This is a genomic window from Methylocystis sp. NC52PC (genome assembly GCF_055698645.1).
This window is the reverse complement of sequence record NZ_CP170127.1, coordinates 3,818,286-3,835,029: the sequence shown is the minus strand read 5'-3', so window position 1 is coordinate 3,835,029 and position 16,744 is coordinate 3,818,286. Positions and strand designations below refer to the sequence as shown.

Annotated in this window: 16 protein-coding genes; all 16 read left to right on the top strand. The window is 63.0% G+C overall.

The genetic code is table 11. The annotated features are described in order from the left end of the window. Nucleotides 1-37 precede the first annotated feature (37 nt). The 16 genes from ACETII_RS20875 to ACETII_RS20800 all read left to right on the top strand — a co-directional run bounded on the left by ACETII_RS20875 (nucleotide 38) and on the right by ACETII_RS20800 (nucleotide 16,720). Nucleotides 38-1,381 carry a heterodisulfide reductase-related iron-sulfur binding cluster gene (locus ACETII_RS20875; protein WP_472786815.1) on the top strand — a complete coding sequence of 448 codons (1,344 nt, stop codon included), beginning with the start codon at nucleotides 38-40 and terminating at the stop codon, nucleotides 1,379-1,381. A 257-nt stretch (nucleotides 1,382-1,638) separates the two neighbouring features. Next, a complete protein-coding gene (locus ACETII_RS20870; RefSeq protein WP_363349228.1) occupies nucleotides 1,639-2,229 on the top strand; it encodes a DUF3501 family protein in 591 nt (196 codons plus the stop codon). 146 nt (nucleotides 2,230-2,375) lie between these two features. Further along, nucleotides 2,376-3,965, top strand: a complete 1,590-nt coding sequence (locus tag ACETII_RS20865) for a peptide chain release factor 3 (RefSeq protein ID WP_363349227.1) — start codon at nucleotides 2,376-2,378, stop codon at nucleotides 3,963-3,965. Nucleotides 3,966-4,139: 174 nt separating this feature from the next. Then, the gene (locus ACETII_RS20860) at nucleotides 4,140-4,517 is read left to right on the top strand and encodes a hypothetical protein (RefSeq protein WP_472786814.1); all 378 of its coding nucleotides are present in this window, start codon (nucleotides 4,140-4,142) and stop codon (nucleotides 4,515-4,517) included. A 44-nt stretch (nucleotides 4,518-4,561) separates the two neighbouring features. Then, a complete protein-coding gene (locus tag ACETII_RS20855; protein WP_472786813.1) occupies nucleotides 4,562-5,281 on the top strand; it encodes a DJ-1/PfpI family protein in 720 nt (239 codons plus the stop codon). Between the two features lie 51 nt (nucleotides 5,282-5,332). Next, entirely contained in the window at nucleotides 5,333-5,779 is a 447-nt protein-coding gene (locus tag ACETII_RS20850) for a nucleoside deaminase (protein WP_472786812.1), read from the top strand. Nucleotides 5,780-6,020: 241 nt separating this feature from the next. After that, entirely contained in the window at nucleotides 6,021-7,328 is a 1,308-nt protein-coding gene (locus tag ACETII_RS20845) for a P-loop ATPase, Sll1717 family (RefSeq protein WP_472786811.1), read from the top strand. Then, nucleotides 7,226-8,371, top strand: coding sequence for a P-loop ATPase, Sll1717 family (locus tag ACETII_RS20840; RefSeq protein ID WP_472786810.1), 1,146 nt, complete (start codon nucleotides 7,226-7,228; stop codon nucleotides 8,369-8,371). Before ACETII_RS20845 ends, ACETII_RS20840 begins: the two co-directional genes overlap by 103 nt. Before the next feature lie 161 nt (nucleotides 8,372-8,532). After that, a complete protein-coding gene (gene glyA, locus ACETII_RS20835) occupies nucleotides 8,533-9,807 on the top strand; it encodes a serine hydroxymethyltransferase (protein WP_363349223.1) in 1,275 nt (424 codons plus the stop codon). A gap of 100 nt (nucleotides 9,808-9,907) precedes the next feature. Next, the gene (nrdR, locus tag ACETII_RS20830) at nucleotides 9,908-10,387 is read left to right on the top strand and encodes a transcriptional regulator NrdR (protein WP_363349222.1); all 480 of its coding nucleotides are present in this window, start codon (nucleotides 9,908-9,910) and stop codon (nucleotides 10,385-10,387) included. Next, nucleotides 10,388-11,512 carry a bifunctional diaminohydroxyphosphoribosylaminopyrimidine deaminase/5-amino-6-(5-phosphoribosylamino)uracil reductase RibD gene (ribD, locus tag ACETII_RS20825; protein ID WP_472786809.1) on the top strand — a complete coding sequence of 375 codons (1,125 nt, stop codon included), beginning with the start codon at nucleotides 10,388-10,390 and terminating at the stop codon, nucleotides 11,510-11,512. A gap of 73 nt (nucleotides 11,513-11,585) precedes the next feature. After that, the gene (locus ACETII_RS20820; RefSeq protein WP_472786808.1) at nucleotides 11,586-12,191 is read left to right on the top strand and encodes a riboflavin synthase; all 606 of its coding nucleotides are present in this window, start codon (nucleotides 11,586-11,588) and stop codon (nucleotides 12,189-12,191) included. Between the two features lie 198 nt (nucleotides 12,192-12,389). Then, nucleotides 12,390-12,872 (top strand): 6,7-dimethyl-8-ribityllumazine synthase, encoded by a 483-nt coding sequence (gene ribH / locus ACETII_RS20815; protein WP_472786807.1) that lies wholly within the window; start codon nucleotides 12,390-12,392, stop codon nucleotides 12,870-12,872. After that, nucleotides 12,869-13,321, top strand: a complete 453-nt coding sequence (gene nusB / locus ACETII_RS20810; protein WP_363349218.1) for a transcription antitermination factor NusB — start codon at nucleotides 12,869-12,871, stop codon at nucleotides 13,319-13,321. The genes ribH and nusB overlap by 4 nt, the downstream gene beginning before the upstream one ends. Before the next feature lie 90 nt (nucleotides 13,322-13,411). Further along, nucleotides 13,412-14,362, top strand: a complete 951-nt coding sequence (gene thiL / locus ACETII_RS20805; protein ID WP_472786806.1) for a thiamine-phosphate kinase — start codon at nucleotides 13,412-13,414, stop codon at nucleotides 14,360-14,362. Between the two features lie 165 nt (nucleotides 14,363-14,527). After that, the gene (locus ACETII_RS20800; protein WP_472786805.1) at nucleotides 14,528-16,720 is read left to right on the top strand and encodes a sodium-translocating pyrophosphatase; all 2,193 of its coding nucleotides are present in this window, start codon (nucleotides 14,528-14,530) and stop codon (nucleotides 16,718-16,720) included. The last annotated feature ends 24 nt before the right edge of the window (nucleotides 16,721-16,744 follow it).

Genomic DNA, 16,744 nt, shown 5'->3' with positions numbered 1-16,744 from the left:
GCGGGGAGAGGACGACTCGGGTTTTGACAGGACGATCATGAGAGAAGGCAGTCTCGAAGCGCCCACTCGGCATCCGCTGGACTGGGAAAATCCCGATTTCTATGACGAGGAGAAGCTCGACGCCGAGATGCGGCGCGTCTTCGATATCTGTCACGGCTGCCGCCGCTGCTTCAATCTCTGCGACTCCTTTCCGCGGCTCTTCGATCTCGTCGACGAATCGAAGAGCGGCGAACTCGACACGGTCGCGAGCGCCGATTTCAAGAAGGTTGTGGACGCCTGCACGCTCTGCGACATGTGCTTCCTCACCAAGTGCCCTTACGTGCCGCCGCACGAGTTCAATCTCGACTTCCCGCATCTGATTTTGCGCTATCGCGCAGTGGAAGCGAAGAAGAACGGCGTTGGCGCGATCGATCATGCGTTGACCGAGACGGACCGCAACGGCAAATGGGCGACCCTGATTTCCGGCGCCGTCAATTGGGCGACGCGACGCGGCAGCCCGTTGCGTGGGCTCGAAGAGAAATTCGCCGGCATCGACAAGGACGCCGAACTGCCGGAATACGCCAACCAGTCGCTGCAGGCGAAAGCCAAGGCCATTCCGCCGGCGCGCAACGAGAAGGCGCCCGCGCGGGCGCGCAAGGCGGCGCTCTACGCCACCTGTTACGGCGATTACAACGACACATCGATCGGCATGGCGGCGCTCGCCGTGCTCGCCAGGAACGGCGTCGAGACCGAGGTGGTGCATCCGCACTGCTGCGGCATGCCCAAGCTCGAACAGGGGCTGCTCGGCGAAGTCGCCGAAGCCGCGCGTAAGGTTGCGGCCGCTTTCGCACCCTACATCGAGCAGGGCTACGATATTGTGGCCCCTGTCCCCTCCTGCGCGCTGATGCTGAAATTCGAATGGCCGCTGATTCTGCCCAATGACGTCAGCGTGAAACGGCTCGCCGAGGCGACCTTCGATCTTTCCGAATATATCGTCGACATCGCGCGCAAGGAGGGGCTCGTCGACGGCATGGCGCCGATCGAGGGCGGCGTCGCCTTCCATATGTCCTGCCATTCTCGCGCGCAGAATTTCGGCCAGAAGGGCGCTGAGCTGCTCAATCTCATCCCCCAGGCGGATGTCGCCGTCGTCGAGCGCTGCTCCGGACATGGCGGCGCCTGGGGCTATAAGAAGGGCAATTTCGAAACGGCGATGAAGGTCGGCAAGCCGGCGATGCGCCAGCTCAATACGGCGGGCAAGAAACATGTGGTCTCGGAATGCCCGCTCGCCGGCATTCATCTGGAGCAGGGAATCGAACAGCTTGCCGGCGACGCGCCGAAGCCGGAGCGGGTTGGTCACCCAATCGTGCTGATGGCGCGGGCTTACGGGGTGACGAGCGAATAGAAGCGCGCGGCTCGCTTTTCCTCATCCTGAGGAGGCCGCTTGCGGCCGTCTCGAAGGACGCAGGAAAAAGCCGCTAATACTGAGAGGCGGCCTCGTCCTTCGAGACGCGAGCTTCGCTCGCTCCTCAGGATGAGGCCCAAGTGGATGCGACAACGAGCAAGCCCCTCATGCTGAGGAGCCGCCAAAGGCGGCGTCTCGAAGCACGAGGGGCGCCCTTGGTTTGACTGCGTAGTTCGAGGTTACGGAGCACCAACGAGATGACGAACCGTCACGAACTCACCCGCGCCGACATTCTTCCCTGGGCGGAATACGCCAAGGGGCGCGCCGAGCATCGCCGGCGCATCACCGCGATCAAGCGAAACCGACGCGTCGAGGTCGGTCCCTTCGTGACCTTCTATTTCGAAAGCTTCGACACGATGTGGCTGCAGGTGCAGGAGATGCTGCACATCGAGCGCGGCGGCGACGCGCAGATCCCTGAAGAGCTCGCCGCCTATAATCCGCTGATCCCCAAGGGGCGCGAGCTGGTCGCCACCTTCATGATCGAGATCGACGATCCCTTGCGGCGCGCGCGCGTGCTCGCGGGGCTCGGCGGCGTCGAGGAGACCGCCTTTATCGAGGTCGGCGGCGCGCGGGTCGGCGCCAAAGCCGAAACCGATCAGGACCGCACCAGCGCCGACGGCAAGGCGAGCTCGGTGCAATTCGTGCACTTTCCTTTCACCGACGCCGAGGTCGCGGCCTTCCGCGAACCGAATACGCGGGTGATTCTGGGCCTCTCGCATCCCAATTACAGCCATATGGCGGTGTTGTCGGAAGCGACGCGGGCGGCGCTGGCGCAAGATTTCGCGTAAACCTTCACTGTTCCTCCCTTCGCGCCGAACGCGAAGACGGCCCCGCGAAGCGGGCCGACGAGGGGGGTTGAATCCGTCTCGGGATTGCGAAGGGACGCGCTTGCCTTTAAGGCGTGCGCCAGACCAATTGGCCAAACGAGCTTTCCTTGACGACTCCCGATACCCGAGACCCAGTCTCACGGCGACGCACCTTCGCGATCATCTCGCACCCCGACGCCGGCAAAACGACGCTCACCGAAAAGCTGCTGCTTTTCGGCGGCGCGATCCAACTCGCCGGCGCGGTGAAGGCCAAGCGCAATGCGCAGCAGACGCGCTCGGACTGGATGAGCATCGAGCGCGAGCGCGGCATTTCCGTCGTCACCTCCGTGATGACCTTCGAATATGGCGGCTGCGTTTTCAATCTGCTCGATACGCCCGGCCACGAGGACTTTTCGGAAGACACCTATCGGACCCTTTCCGCCGTCGACGCCGCCGTCATGGTGATCGACGCCGCCAAGGGCATCGAGGCGCGCACCCGCAAGCTCTTCGAAGTCTGCCGCCTGCGCGACATTCCCATCGTCACCTTCGTCAACAAGCTCGACCGCGAAGGCCGCGATCCCTTCGAGCTTCTCGACGAGATCGAAAAGACGCTGGCGCTCGATACGACGCCCGTCACCTGGCCGATCGGCTCCGGCAAGAATTTCGCCGGCACCTATCGTTTCGCGACGAAGACCATTCGCAAAATCGACAAGGACGACGAGCTCACGCAGACGCGCGGCCTCGACGATCCGATCTTGGACACGCTGTTGCCGCAAGGCGCCGCCGACGCCTGGCGGGACGAAGCGATGCTGGCGGCGGAAGGCTCGAAACCCTTCGATCTTTCAGCGTTCCGAGAGGGCCATCTCACGCCCGTCTTCTTCGGCAGCGCGCTGCGGAACTTCGGCGTGCGCGACCTGATCGACGCGATGGCCGAATATGCGCCGAGCCCGCGCGCGCAGGCGGCCGACAAGCGCGCCGTCGAAGCCGGCGAGCCGAAGATGACCGGCTTCGTCTTCAAGATACAGGCGAATATGGATCCCAACCATCGCGACCGCATCGCCTTCATGCGCGTTTGCTCGGGCAAGCTCACGCGCGGGATGAAGGCGAAGCTCATTCGCACGGGCAAGAACATCCCATTGAACGCACCGCAGTTCTTCTTCGCGCGCGACCGCTCCATCGCCGACGAGGCCTATGCCGGCGATGTGGTCGGCCTGCCCAATCACGGGCAGCTGCGCATTGGCGATACGCTGACGGAGGGCGAGGATCTCGTGTTTCGCGGCGTGCCGAGCTTCGCCCCTGAAATTCTCCGCCGCATTCTCATCTCGGACGCGATGAAGGCCAAGAAGCTGCGCGAAGCCTTGCAGCAGCTTGCGGAAGAGGGGGTCGTGCAGGTTTTCACGCCGCATGACGGCTCCGGCTCGATCGTCGGCGTCGTGGGCGCGCTGCAGCTCGACGTGCTCGCGACGCGTCTCGACGCCGAATATGGCCTCACGACGCGGTATGAACAGCCGCGCTTCACCGTCTGCCGCTGGGTGACGTCGGACGATCCCGTCAAGCTCAAAAGCTTTCTCGACTCGCATGGTTCGAGCATCGCCGACGATCTCGACGGCGCGCCGGTCTTCATGTCGCCGTCGGCCTTTCAGCTCAATTATGACGCCGAGCGAAACCCGGACATCAAATTCTCGGATGTGAAGGACTATCAGAAAAAGGCGGCTTGACAGGCGCAAAGCTCCGCCGCCTGGCTTGCCGGGAGGACTGGAGCGGGTTTTCGGCGCAAAGCGACATATCTTATTTCCTCTGGCTTCAGAGGGTCGTCGATGTTTGCAGGGAGCGCCACAGCCGCCTTTTTTGTCTTTGCATTGGCGCTGAGCCCAGCCGTGGTGCAGTCCGGCATGGCCAGGCAGTTAGCCAAGTCTTTACGTCTGGAAATCGCCGAGTCACGGAAATTGGAGTGCGTCTTCGGGAAGGAGGGCGCGCCTTCCAAAGTCACCATCAAGCTCGCCTCCAAGAACTCAGGCGACGACGGGTCCGTCTACAACGGGCGCATATGGCTCGACAAAAAGCTCATGTTCGGGGACTCGATCAAATTTCTGTATTCCAAAACGGAAGACGGCAAAGCGACGCTCGGCGCCGGCGTTCTCACGCAAAAGCGCACGCTCTTCTACACGGAGCTTTTCATCAATTATGACCCCGACAGCGGCGAGGCCACTTTCGAAGCGGCCACGAACAAAGTGTCGACCAAACTGCAGGGACGTTGCACATTGAACTAATTTGCAGCCAATATCGCGGACGAGCTTTCATTGAAAGGGCGGTCATGCTGCAGATTGCAATGCTGATCTATCCGAATATGTTCGACGTCGACCTCATCGGGCCGCAGACTTTTCTGCAGCGTCTCGGCGACGCGGACGTTTTTTATGTTTGGAAAGACCGGGGACCGATCGTCAGCGATCTGGGCGTGACCTACGCCGCCACGCACGACTTCGCTTCCTGTCCCGCAAATCTCGACGTTCTCTTCGTTCCTGGCGGCCTCAAGGGCGCGATCCCGCTCCTGCGCGACGGCGCCGTGCTGGACTTTCTCGCCGATCGCGGCGCGCGCGCGAAATATGTCGCAAGCGTCTGCACGGGGTCGCTGCTGCTCGGCGCCGCAGGGCTGCTCACGGGCTACAAGGCGACGAGCTATTGGATGGTGCGCGACCTGTTGCCGCTGTTCGGCGCCGAGCTCGTGCCCGAGCGCGTCGTCATCGACCGCAACCGCGTGACGGGCGGCGGCGCGACCGCGGGGCTCGATTTCGGCCTGACGCTCGCGAGTTTGCTGCGCGGCGAAGATCACGCCAAGATGCTGCAGCTTCTCGTCGAATACGACCCGCAGCCGCCCTATGACGCCGGCGCGCCGGAACGGGCGCCGGCGGGGATGGCCGAGCGGATCAGAGACAAGCGGGCAGGCGAGATGGCGGCCGCGCGGGAAGCGGCGCATTCCGCGGCGAAGCGGCTGGAGGGCGGGCGAGGGCGCCCGCGATCCTCGAACGGCGCTTGATCGCTCCGCCAGCGATGCGAGAATGCCGCATTGGTTCTCGGGGAAAAGACGATGCTTGCTTCTGACGCAGAATTCATGGCCGAGGCCTATCGGCTCGCCGAAAAGAGTTTCTCGGAGGGCGGGCTTCCGATCGGGTCGGTGCTCGTGCGCGACGGAAAGATCATCGGCGGCGGGCATAATCAGCGCATACAGCGCGGCAGTCCCATCCTCCACGGGGAGATGGACTGCCTCGAAAACGCCGGTCGGCAAAGCACCTATCGGGACACGACCATCTATACGACCCTCTCGCCTTGCATGATGTGCTCGGGAACGATCGTGCAATTCAAGATCCCCCGCGTCGTCGTCGGCGAGAACGTGAATTTCGGCGGAAACGAAGACTTCCTGCGGTCGCAGGGCGTCGAGGTCGTCGTTCTGAACGATCCGAAATGCGCGGCGCTCATGCGTCGTTACATCGAGCTCCACCCCAGCGAATGGGGGGAGGACATCGCCGAGACATAAATCAAGCCTTGTGCAGAGGGGGTTTCGCCCGGCCTGTGACGGTAATACGCATAAGCCGTCCTTTCCATTCGGGTGCCGCGTCGAGTTTGGATTCGCGCCGCCGCTCCCGAGCCTGCAGAAGCTCCCGCAGCCGCCCGCCCTGGCGCGGATTGCCGAGTCAATCAAAGGCAGGCGGCTGAGGGTATTATAGCTGTGGAGATGGCGACGGTGGCAATGCTTTCAAGGAGACTTTGCTTTAAGATTGTCATCTGTCATTCACGTGGATCGTGACATGCTTCAAAAATTTAGGAAAGCATTTTTTGCTTATCCCGGCCAACCCGCAGATTTGGCGGACACCATTAACGCTGCAGTGGAGTTAGCCAATCAGCAGTCGGACCGGGTAAGCATAAAACCCTGGCCAGAAATGCATATTTTCGGAGTCGGCCTCGCTGATAGGGTACGCGAGGAGATAAGCTCCGCGGAACTTGTTCTCTGCGATATAACCACCCGAAACTTGAATGTATATTATGAGGTTGGCTACGCTATCGGATGCGGGAAATCGATCGCGCCTGTGCTCAATGATTCCTTTTTGAACGCAACTAAGGAAGCGACTATTAACGGTTTCTTCGATGGGGTTGGCTTTAGGACATACGAGAATTCACAACAATTGGCTGACGTATGTTTGGATTTTCCACCTCACAGTCTTCTCGACCTTTATAGCAAGCCCATAAATTTTCAGCAGCCCCTCTACATCCTTGACACTCTCAAGAAAACTGATTTTCGAAATGCGATAGTGTCCGCTGTCAAAGCGTCGGGTGTTTTTTTCCGTAGTTTTGACCCGGTCGAGGTCCCGCGTTTCTCTACGATACCAATCGTTTCAGAAATCACTGCTTCCGCCGGGATCGTTGTCCCCTTGTTGGCACCCCACATTGAAGATGCGACTCGACATAATCTGCGCGCCGCTTTCATAGCGGGCTTGGGTCATGGGCTAGGTCGCGAAACGCTTATTTTGCAGCGCAACTATGATCTGGTGCCGATGGATTATCGCGATTTCGTTGAGTCTATTTCAAACGAACGGGAGGTTGATGAGAAAGTCGGAGAATTCGCAAGGACCGCAGTGATCTCGGCGCAGTCCGTATCTCAGGCTAGGTCTCGGAAGTCAAAGAGCTCGCTGCAAAAACTGACGCTCGGATCTTCATCAGCCGAGAATGAATTTCGATCGCTCGATACCTACTTCGTGGAAACCTCCGAGTACCTCAGGGCTATCAGAGGCGAAGCACGAGTCGTAGCTGGACGAAAGGGATCGGGGAAGACGGCTATTTTTTTCCAGGTTCGAGACTTCTATAGAGAAATTCGAAACTCAACGGTAACTGACCTGAAGCCTGAGTCTCACCAGCTGAGCTTATTCCGAGAAGAGCTATTGAGGATATCCGACGTTGGGATATTCGATCATACTCTAGCTGCATTTTGGTACTTCGTTCTGTTATCGGAGATTCTCGTAACTATTCGAGCCACTTCGAGCGAAAGGCAAAAAGGGATGGCAGTGCGCTGGAGCCTATCCGGGAGCTAAGCGCCGTCTTAGATAATTTCGGCGTATTCGACAGCGGAGATTTCACCTCGAGAATTAACAGGCTCGGGAAGACAATCATTGAGGATATTCGGCTATCTCAGGCTAAAGGACTGTCTCTAACTCCGGAACGAGTCACAAATATTGTTTTTCGTGATGGAATAATAAAGATAAGGGAGTTAATTGAGAAGTATGTATCTGATGGAAATCAGATGGTCTTGCTGTTCGATAATATCGACAAGGGGTGGTTGGCGCAGGGTGTAAGTGAATTTGACATACGTCTCGTTCGGCTGCTTGTCGAAACGCTTGATAAGATGCGCCGCGATTTCGAGGCGAAGGGAAAAAAGTTTATGTCAATTGTATTTTTGCGAAACGATATATACGAATTACTCGTGGATCAAACGCCCGACCGTGGAAAGGCTGGCCAAATCCGAATTGATTGGACGGACAGGGCTAAGCTAAAGCAAGTGATTTTTAAAAGACTGCAGGTATCCGCTCGCGCTGACGGGGCTACTTTTGAGCAACTTTGGACAAAATACTTCTCGGCAACAGCCTGTTCGCAGCCTTCTTTTGAGTATTTCGTGGACCATTGCCTCATGCGCCCTCGATTTCTTATTAATCTTATCGAGAACGCCATAGCTAATGCTATAAATCGCGGGCATGAGCGGGTTCAAGAGATTGATTGCATAGATGCTGTTCGGCAGCACTCTCTATACCTTATCAACGACTTCGGTTACGAAATACGAGATGTATCCGGATTTCCGCCGGATATTCTCTATGCGCTCGTTGGCGTATCTCGTTTGGTAACGCAGGAGGAGGTGAAGGCGAGATTTAAGAAATTCGGCGTAGCCGAAGCAGATTTAGACAAGTCGTTTCGGCTGATGCTTTGGTATGGAGTAATTGGGTTGGCGCTTGGTACTGGTGCCGAAAGGTATATTTATGATTACGACTACGACATGAAACGTCTGGATGCAGAAATTCGCATTCACGGCAATGAAGTATTGTTCACCACGAATCCAGCACTGCATGTGGCAATGCAGTCTTGAATAGCTCACCCCGCGCCAACACGCCGCTCTTCCCGTTCCGCCCGCGTCGTGATAAGCGGAGCGCCTCAACTCGCGCGGCATGGAGAGCCGGTTTGTCCCGCGATATCCGGGCAGCCGACATTTTCGCTTATCTTTCGCGCACTTAGGCTAGAGGAAATTCCATGAGCCAGTCCGGTTTCTTCACCAACTCCGTCGCGCAGACCGACCCGGAGCTCGCCAAGGCGATCGAGCTCGAACTGGGCCGTCAGCGTCACGAGATCGAGCTGATCGCGTCGGAGAACATCGTTTCCAAGGCGGTGATGGAGGCGCAGGGCTCGGTTCTCACCAACAAATACGCCGAGGGCTATCCGGGCAAGCGCTATTACGGCGGCTGCCAGTATGTCGACATCGCTGAGAATCTCGCGATCGACCGCGCCAAGAAGCTCTTCAACTGCGGCTTCGCCAACGTGCAGCCGAACTCCGGCTCGCAGGCGAACCAGGCCGTGTTCCTCGCGCTGCTGCAGCCGGGCGACTCCTTCATGGGCCTCGACCTCGCGGCGGGCGGCCACCTCACGCACGGCTCGCCGGTGAACCTCTCGGGCCGCTGGTTCAAGCCGATCAGCTACACCGTCCGCAAGGACGACCAGCGCATCGACATGGAGCAGGTCGCCGCGCTCGCCCGCGAGCATAAGCCGAAGCTCATCATCGCCGGCGGCTCCGGCTATTCGCGCATCTGGGACTTCGAGGCGTTCCGCAAGATCGCCGACGAGATCGGCGCCTTCTTCATGGTCGACATGGCCCATTTCGCCGGCCTCGTCGCCGCGGGTCTGCATCCCTCGCCGTTCCCGCACGCCCATGTCGTCACCACCACGACGCACAAGACGCTGCGCGGCCCGCGCGGCGGCATGGTGCTGACGAATGACGAAGACATCGCCAAGAAGATCAACTCGGCCGTGTTCCCGGGCCTGCAGGGCGGCCCGCTCATGCATGTCATCGCCGCCAAGGCCGTCGCCTTCGGCGAAGCGCTCACGCCCGAGTTCAAGGCCTATCAGCAGCGCGTGAAGGACAATGCGCAGACCCTGGCGCAGACGCTCGTCGACGCCGGCCTCGCCATCGTCTCCGGCGGCACCGAGAACCATCTCATGCTCGTCGACCTGCGCCCCAAGAAGATCACCGGCAAGGCGGCCGAGGCCGCGCTCGGCCGCGCCCACATCACCTGCAACAAGAACGGCATCCCCTTCGATCCGGAGAAGCCCTTCGTCACCTCCGGCATCCGTCTCGGCACGCCGGCGGCGACGTCGCGCGGCTTCGGCAAGGAGGAGTTCAAGCAGGTCGGCGCCCTGATCGTCGAGGTGCTGGACGGCCTGTCGTCGAAGGGCGAAGAAGGCAATGCGGGCACGGAAGCGGCGGTCAAGGACAAGGTCCATGCGCTGACCGGGAAGTTCCCGATTTACTGAGACCAGTCCCTCTCCCCGCTCGCGGGGAGAGGGCTCCCATTTTCTTGAGAACCCTCACCCCATCCGTCTCCCCCAGCGGGAGAGGGTCAGGCTCCCCTCCATGCGCTGTCCCTATTGCGGCTCCTTCGACACGCAGGTGAAGGATTCGCGGCCTGCCGAGGATTCGTCCTGCATCAGGCGGCGCCGGGTTTGTCCGACGTGCGGCGGCCGCTTTACGACCTTCGAGCGCGTGCAGCTGCGCGAGATCATCGTCGTCAAGAAGTCCGGCAGGCGCGCGCCCTTCGACCGCGACAAGCTCACCCGCTCGGTCGAGATCGCGTTGCGCAAGCGCCCCGTGGAGCCAGAACGCGTCGAGCAGATGATCTCGGGCGTCGTTCGTCAGCTCGAGAGCCTGGGCGAAGCCGAAATCGAGAGCCATCGCATCGGCGAATTGGTGATCGAGGGCTTGCGTTCCCTCGACGCCGTGGCCTATGTCCGCTTCGCCTCCGTCTATCGCGACTTCCGGGAGGCGCGCGACTTCAACGCCATCATCGACGAACTGGAAAGCGGCGGCGACATCGCCGGCGACGCCGACGACTAGATGAGCCTTCACACCAAGATCCTCACTCCCGCGACCGACGACGCCTACATGGCGGCGGCCCTGGCGCTCGGTCGGCGCAATATGGGCCGCACGGCGCCCAATCCCGCCGTCGGCGCGCTCGTGGTGCGCGACGGCGTGATCGTGGCCCGCGGCTATACGGCGGAGGGCGGGCGCCCTCATGCCGAGGCGATTGCTCTCGCCGCCGCCGGAGAAGCCGCGCGCGGCGCGACGCTTTATGTCACGCTCGAGCCCTGTTCGCACCACGGCGCCACGCCGCCCTGCGTCGACGCGATCATCGCCGCAGGCGTCGCGCGCGTCGTCACCGCCATGGAAGACCCCGATCCGCGCGTCGCCGGCAGAGGCCACGCCCTCTTGCGTGAGGCGGGCGTCGAGGTCGTCGTCGGGCCGGAAGCGGCGATGGCGCGCTGCGACCATCTGGGCCATTTGCTGCGCGTGACCAAGCATCGGCCGATGGTGACGCTGAAGCTCGCCCAGACGGCCGACGGCTATGCGGCGGGCGCCGTGCATGATCCGCGCCTGCGCATCACCGGGCCGATCGCCGACGCCTTCACCCATGTGCAGCGCTTGCTGCACGACGCCATCATGGTGGGCTCCGGAACCGCGCGGGAGGACGATCCGCTGATGACCGTCCGCCTGCCCGGCCTCGACGGCGCCAGGAAGCTTCGCGTTGTGGTCGACCGCAAGCTCACCCTCTCGCCGGGCTCGCGCCTTGCAGCGACCGCGCGCGAGACGCCGCTGCTCGTCATCGTCGGCGAGGATGTTTCCGAAGACCAGGCGCGCGCCTTCGCGGCGGCCACCGGCGCGGAGATCGCGCGCGCGCCGGCGCAGGACGACAAGCTCGATCTGCTCGCCGCGCTGCGGCTCCTCGCCGACCGCGGCGTCACGCGCGTTTTCAGCGAAGGTGGGCCGCGCGTCGCGGAAAGCCTCCTGACCATGGGGCTGGCCGACGAGGTGATCCTGCACAAGGGCTATAAGCCCTTAGGGCGCGAAGGCCGCCCGGCGCTGACCCCCGCCGCGCGATCCGCGCTGGAGAGGCGCTACCGGATGATCGAGAGCCGCATGCTGGGGATGGACCAGATGACGCGCTATACGCGGATGGATTGAGGCGACGGCCGATGCGCCCCTCGCTCCAACCCTCTTCTCGCAAGCGGGAGAGGGCGTTGATGCGGAGAGAAGCATGTTTACCGGCATTGTGACCGACATTGGCGAGGTTGTTTCGGTCGCGCCGCGGGGCGATCTGAAGCGGCTGCGCATCGCCTGTTCCTATCCGGCCGAGACCATTGCGCTCGGCGCCTCCATCGCCTGCGCGGGGACCTGCCTGACCGTCGTCGCGGTCGCGCGCGAGGGCGAGCGTACGGTGTTCGACGTCGACGCCGCCGCCGAGACGCTGGCCAGGACGACCGTCGGCGCCTGGACGCAGGGGACCCGCGTCAATCTCGAGCGCGCCTTGAAGATCGGCGACGAACTGGGCGGCCATATTGTCACCGGCCACGTCGATGGACTGGCGCGCATCGACTCGCGCGACGATTTCGACGGGATGGCGCGTTTTTGGATCGAGGCGCCGCGCCAGCTCTCGCGCTTCGTTGCGCAAAAGGGATCGGTGGCGCTCGACGGCGTGTCGCTCACGGTCAACGACGTCGACGGCGACCGCTTTTCGATCCTGCTCATTCCGCATACGCTCGCGGTGACGACTTTTGGCGGGCGCGCCGCGGGAGACGCCCTGAACATCGAAGTCGATATGATGGCGCGCTACGCGGCGAGGTTGAGCGGACGCGACGGCTGACAAGGCGGCGCTCCTGTGACATAACACGCGCGCACGAAATCTAAAGAGAAACGGCCCCCACCCCAACCCTCCCCGCTGCGCGGGAGAGGGAGCTAGGTTGCCGCTTGTACGCAGCGAGAAGCTCACGCCGCTCGTGAGCGAACCTTCTCCCGCGCAACGGGAGCGGGCTGGGAAATGGGTCTTCGGAGTTTCAAACGCATGGCAGGTTTTTCACCCGACGACAGCGACGCGACGCCGGTTCCGGGCGCACGGATTCTCGTCGTCGCGGCAAGGTTCAACGCCGATATCGTCGGCCTTTTGCGGGCGGGCGCGCTTGCGGCGATCGAGCGGCTCGGCGCGACCGCGACCGTGATCGAGGTTCCGGGCGCGCTGGAGATCGCCGCCGCCGCCGCGATCGCGCTGGATGCAGCGGAAGAGGACGGGGCTCCGTATGAGGGGCTCGTCGCGCTTGGCTGCGTCATCCGCGGCGAGACATATCACTTCGAAATCGTCTCCAACGAAAGCTCTCGCGCGCTCACCGATCTTTCGGTCGCGCGCCGACTGCCTGTCGGCAACGGAATTCTGACCGTGGAAAACGAAGGCCAGGCGGTCGTTCGCGCCGATCCGGCAAAGGGCGACAAGGGCGCGGACGCCGCTCTCGCGGCGCTTGCGCTCATCCGTCTGAAACGGAGCCTCGCATGAGCCTCGACCAGCGCTCCGCCGCGCGCCTCGCTATCGTGCAGGCGCTGTATCAGATGGAGGTCGCCGGCAAGGGCCTCAACGAAATCTTCGCGGAATTCGAGTCGCATTGGATCGGCCGCGAGATCGAGGGCGTGCAATACAAGCCCGCCGAAATCACGTTTTTCCGCGACGTCTTGCAGGGCGTGCTCACCGATCAGGTGGCGATCGACCGGCAGATCGACCGCGTGCTCTCCGGCGGCTGGCCGCTCGCGCGCATCGAGGCGGTCATGCGCGCGGCCCTGCGCGCCGGCGCCTATGAGCTGCGCGCGCGCAAGGATGTGCCGCCCCGCGTGGTGATTAAGGAATATGTCGACGTCACGGCCGCCTTTTTCGGACCGACCGAGTCCGGCATGGTCAATGCGGTGCTGGACAAGATCGCGCGCGAGGAGCGGCCGGGAGAGATGGGCTAGACCATCCCGGCTCCAGAAACCCTCTCCCCGCCCGCGGGGAGAGGGCAGGGCGGGGCCAGACAGGCCGGTCAGGGAGGGGGCGCAGGCGACATGACGGGGCGCTATAGCGAAGACGAGCTCATCGCCCGCCTGTTCGCGCCCATCGCCGGACCGGCCGGGCTTGGGCTCGAAGACGACGCCGCGCTGCTGCCGGCGTCCTCCGAGCCGATGGTCGCGACGACCGATATGATCGTCGCCGGCGTGCATTTCTTCGCTGACGACCCGCCTGCCCGGATCGCCAAGAAGGCCTTGCGCGTCAATCTCTCCGACCTCGCCGCCAAGGGCGCCGCGCCCGTCGGCTTCTTGCTGTCCCTCGCCTTGCCGCCTGACTGGACCAACGACTGGCTCGCGGCCTTCGCCGCCGGTCTCGCGGAAGACGCCGCCCTTTACGGCGCGCCGCTCATCGGCGGCGACACCGCGTCCACGCCGGGGCCGCTGACGATCTCGATCACGGCGCTCGGCCGCACGTCGCGCTTCGCGCCGCGGGCCGGGGCGCGGCCGGGGGACGCCATCTTCGTCTCCGGGACGATCGGCGACGCCGCGCTGGGCCTGGCCGTGCGGCGCGACCCCGCGCTGGCGGCGCGTCTCTCGCCGGCGGCGCGCGACTGGCTCCTCGATCGATATTTGCTGCCGCGCCCGAGGCTCGACCTCATCGAGACGGTTCGCGGCGGCGCGAGCGCCGCCATGGACGTCTCCGACGGACTTGTGGGCGATCTGGCCAAGCTTTGCCGCGCCTCACGGGTGAGCGCTCTCGTCGAGGCGCCGCTGGTTCCGCTCTCGACGGCGGCGCAGGAGGCGATCGGGCTCTCGCCCAGCCTTTTCGAGACGGCGTTAACAGGCGGAGACGATTATGAAATTCTCTTCGCCGCCGACCCCGCCTTCACGCCTCCGCAAGGCGTCGTCCGTATTGGCGCGATCGTCGCCGGCTCGGCGGCCCCGGCGTTTCTCGACGCCTCAAAAATACAGATGATTTTCGGAAAAACCTCTTTCAGTCATTTTTGACCCGCCATTGCCGCTCTGCCCTGTTTCTGGCAGAAAGTCCGCGGAAATTCGCGGCGGCCCGGGCCGATTCGTCGGCGCGGACGCTCTTCCTTTTTTCCCTGTCGCGCGAACCTCTCGCGATCCCGTCCGGCCGCCCTCGGCCGAGAAACGAAAAGGCGAACCCTTATGGTTTTGTTTCTGACCATCGTCTTCGGACTGATGTCCGTCGCCTACGGCGTAAAGACGTCGCAGGAGCTGCTGAAGGCCGATCCCGGCTCGCAGCGCATGCAGGAGATTTCCGGCGCCGTGGCTGAAGGCGCGCAGGCCTATCTCAACCGCCAGTACAAGACCATCGGCATTGTCGGCGGCGTGATTTTCGTGCTGCTCGTCATCCTGCTCGGCTGGGCGGTCGCTTTCGGCTTCGCGATCGGCGCGGCGCTCTCGGGCGCGGCGGGCTATATCGGCATGAACGTCTCGGTGCGCGCCAATGTCCGCACCGCGCAGGCGGCGACGCAGTCGCTGGCGGGCGGCCTCGACATCGCCTTCAAGGCGGGCGCCATCACCGGCCTTCTCGTCGCCGGCCTCGCGCTGCTCGGCGTCGCGGTCTATTATGCAATCCTCACTTGGTTCGCCGGCTATACGGCGGCCGACCGCGTCGTCGTCGATGCGCTGGTGGCGCTCGGGTTTGGCGCCTCGCTGATCTCGATCTTCGCGCGTCTCGGCGGCGGCATCTTCACCAAGGGCGCGGACGTCGGCGCCGACCTCGTCGGCAAGGTCGAGGCGGGCATTCCCGAGGACGATCCGCGCAACCCGGCGACCATCGCCGACAACGTCGGCGACAATGTCGGCGACTGCGCGGGCATGGCGGCCGACCTCTTCGAGACCTATGCGGTCACCGTCGTCGCCACGATGGTTCTGGCCTCGATTTTCTTCGCCGGCCAGGAAGGGCTTTCCAGCGCGGTGCTCTATCCGCTCGCCATCGGCGGCCTCTCCATCCTGACCTCCATCGCCGGCACCTATTTCGTCAAGCTCGGCGAGGACGACACGGAGTGGGGCAAGTTCGCGGCGCCTTATTTCGCGAAGATCGGCCTCAAGAACGACTCGATCATGGACGCGCTCTACAAGGGCCTCATTGCGGCGGGCGTTCTGTCGGTCGTGGGCTTGTTCCTCGCGACGCTGTTCACCGTGGGCCTCGGCGAAATCGGCAAGGTCAATGGCGAGCCGATTCACGGCATCGGCCTGTTCGTCTGCGGCGTCATCGGCCTAATCGTGACGGGCGCCATCGTCTACATCACCGAATATTACACCGGCACGGGCAAGCGCCCGGTCGTGTCGATCGCTCAGGCGTCGGTGACGGGCCATGGCACCAACGTCATTCAGGGCCTCGCCGTGTCGCTCGAGTCGACTGCCGCGCCGGCCGTGGTGATCGTGCTCGGCATCATCCTCACCTATAATTTCGGCGGCCTCTACGGCACGGCGATCGCGGTGACGACGATGCTCGGCCTCGCCGGCATGATCGTCGCGCTCGACGCCTTCGGCCCGGTGACCGACAACGCCGGCGGCATCGCCGAAATGTCGGGCCTGCCGAAGGAAGTCCGTCAGTCGACCGACGCGCTCGACGCCGTCGGCAATACGACCAAGGCGGTCACCAAGGGCTACGCCATCGGCTCGGCGGGCCTCGGCGCGCTCGTGCTGTTCGCGGCCTATACGAACGACATCAAGCACTTCGCCGCAACGGGCGTGTCCTTCTTCAAGGGGCTCGAGAACATCGACTTTAGCCTGTCGAATCCCTTCGTCGTCGCAGGCCTGATCTTCGGCGGCCTCATCCCCTACCTCTTCGGCGGCATCGCCATGACGGCGGTGGGCCGCGCGGCGGGCTCGGTCGTGGAGGAAGTGCGCCGTCAGTTCAAGGAGAAGCCCGGCATCATGGACGGCTCCGCCCGTCCGGATTACGGCCGCGCCGTCGATATGCTGACGCAGGCGGCGATCAAGGAGATGATCATCCCCTCGCTGCTGCCGGTCGCGGCGCCGCTGGTGATGTTCATCGTCGTGCTGCTGCTCGGCGGCGGCAAGGCCAACGCCCTCGCTGCGGTGGGCGCGCTGCTCCTCGGCGTGATCGTCAACGGCGTCTTCGTGGCCATCTCCATGACCTCGGGCGGCGGCGCCTGGGACAACGCCAAGAAGTCCTTCGAAGACGGCTTCATCGACAAGGACGGCGTGAAGCACCTCAAAGGGTCCGAGGCGCATAAGGCGTCGGTCACCGGCGACACCGTCGGCGACCCCTATAAGGACACCGCCGGCCCGGCCGTGAATCCGGCCATCAAGATCACCAATATCGTCGCTTTGCTGATGCTCGCCATTCTGGCGCATTGGGGCTGATCGAAAGCCAAACGCGTGACGTGA

Coding starts and splice junctions, on each gene's coding strand:
- glyA (WP_363349223.1), top strand. CDS start 8,533: ATGAGCCAGTCCGGTTTCTTCACCAACTCCGTCGCGCAGACCGACCCG.
- ACETII_RS20870 (WP_363349228.1), top strand. CDS start 1,639: ATGACGAACCGTCACGAACTCACCCGCGCCGACATTCTTCCCTGGGCG.
- ACETII_RS20820 (WP_472786808.1), top strand. CDS start 11,586: ATGTTTACCGGCATTGTGACCGACATTGGCGAGGTTGTTTCGGTCGCG.
- ACETII_RS20855 (WP_472786813.1), top strand. CDS start 4,562: ATGCTGCAGATTGCAATGCTGATCTATCCGAATATGTTCGACGTCGAC.
- thiL (WP_472786806.1), top strand. CDS start 13,412: ATGACGGGGCGCTATAGCGAAGACGAGCTCATCGCCCGCCTGTTCGCG.
- ACETII_RS20860 (WP_472786814.1), top strand. CDS start 4,140: ATGGCCAGGCAGTTAGCCAAGTCTTTACGTCTGGAAATCGCCGAGTCA.
- ribH (WP_472786807.1), top strand. CDS start 12,390: ATGGCAGGTTTTTCACCCGACGACAGCGACGCGACGCCGGTTCCGGGC.
- nrdR (WP_363349222.1), top strand. CDS start 9,908: ATGCGCTGTCCCTATTGCGGCTCCTTCGACACGCAGGTGAAGGATTCG.
- ACETII_RS20850 (WP_472786812.1), top strand. CDS start 5,333: ATGCTTGCTTCTGACGCAGAATTCATGGCCGAGGCCTATCGGCTCGCC.
- ACETII_RS20875 (WP_472786815.1), top strand. CDS start 38: ATGAGAGAAGGCAGTCTCGAAGCGCCCACTCGGCATCCGCTGGACTGG.
- ribD (WP_472786809.1), top strand. CDS start 10,388: ATGAGCCTTCACACCAAGATCCTCACTCCCGCGACCGACGACGCCTAC.
- ACETII_RS20800 (WP_472786805.1), top strand. CDS start 14,528: ATGGTTTTGTTTCTGACCATCGTCTTCGGACTGATGTCCGTCGCCTAC.
- nusB (WP_363349218.1), top strand. CDS start 12,869: ATGAGCCTCGACCAGCGCTCCGCCGCGCGCCTCGCTATCGTGCAGGCG.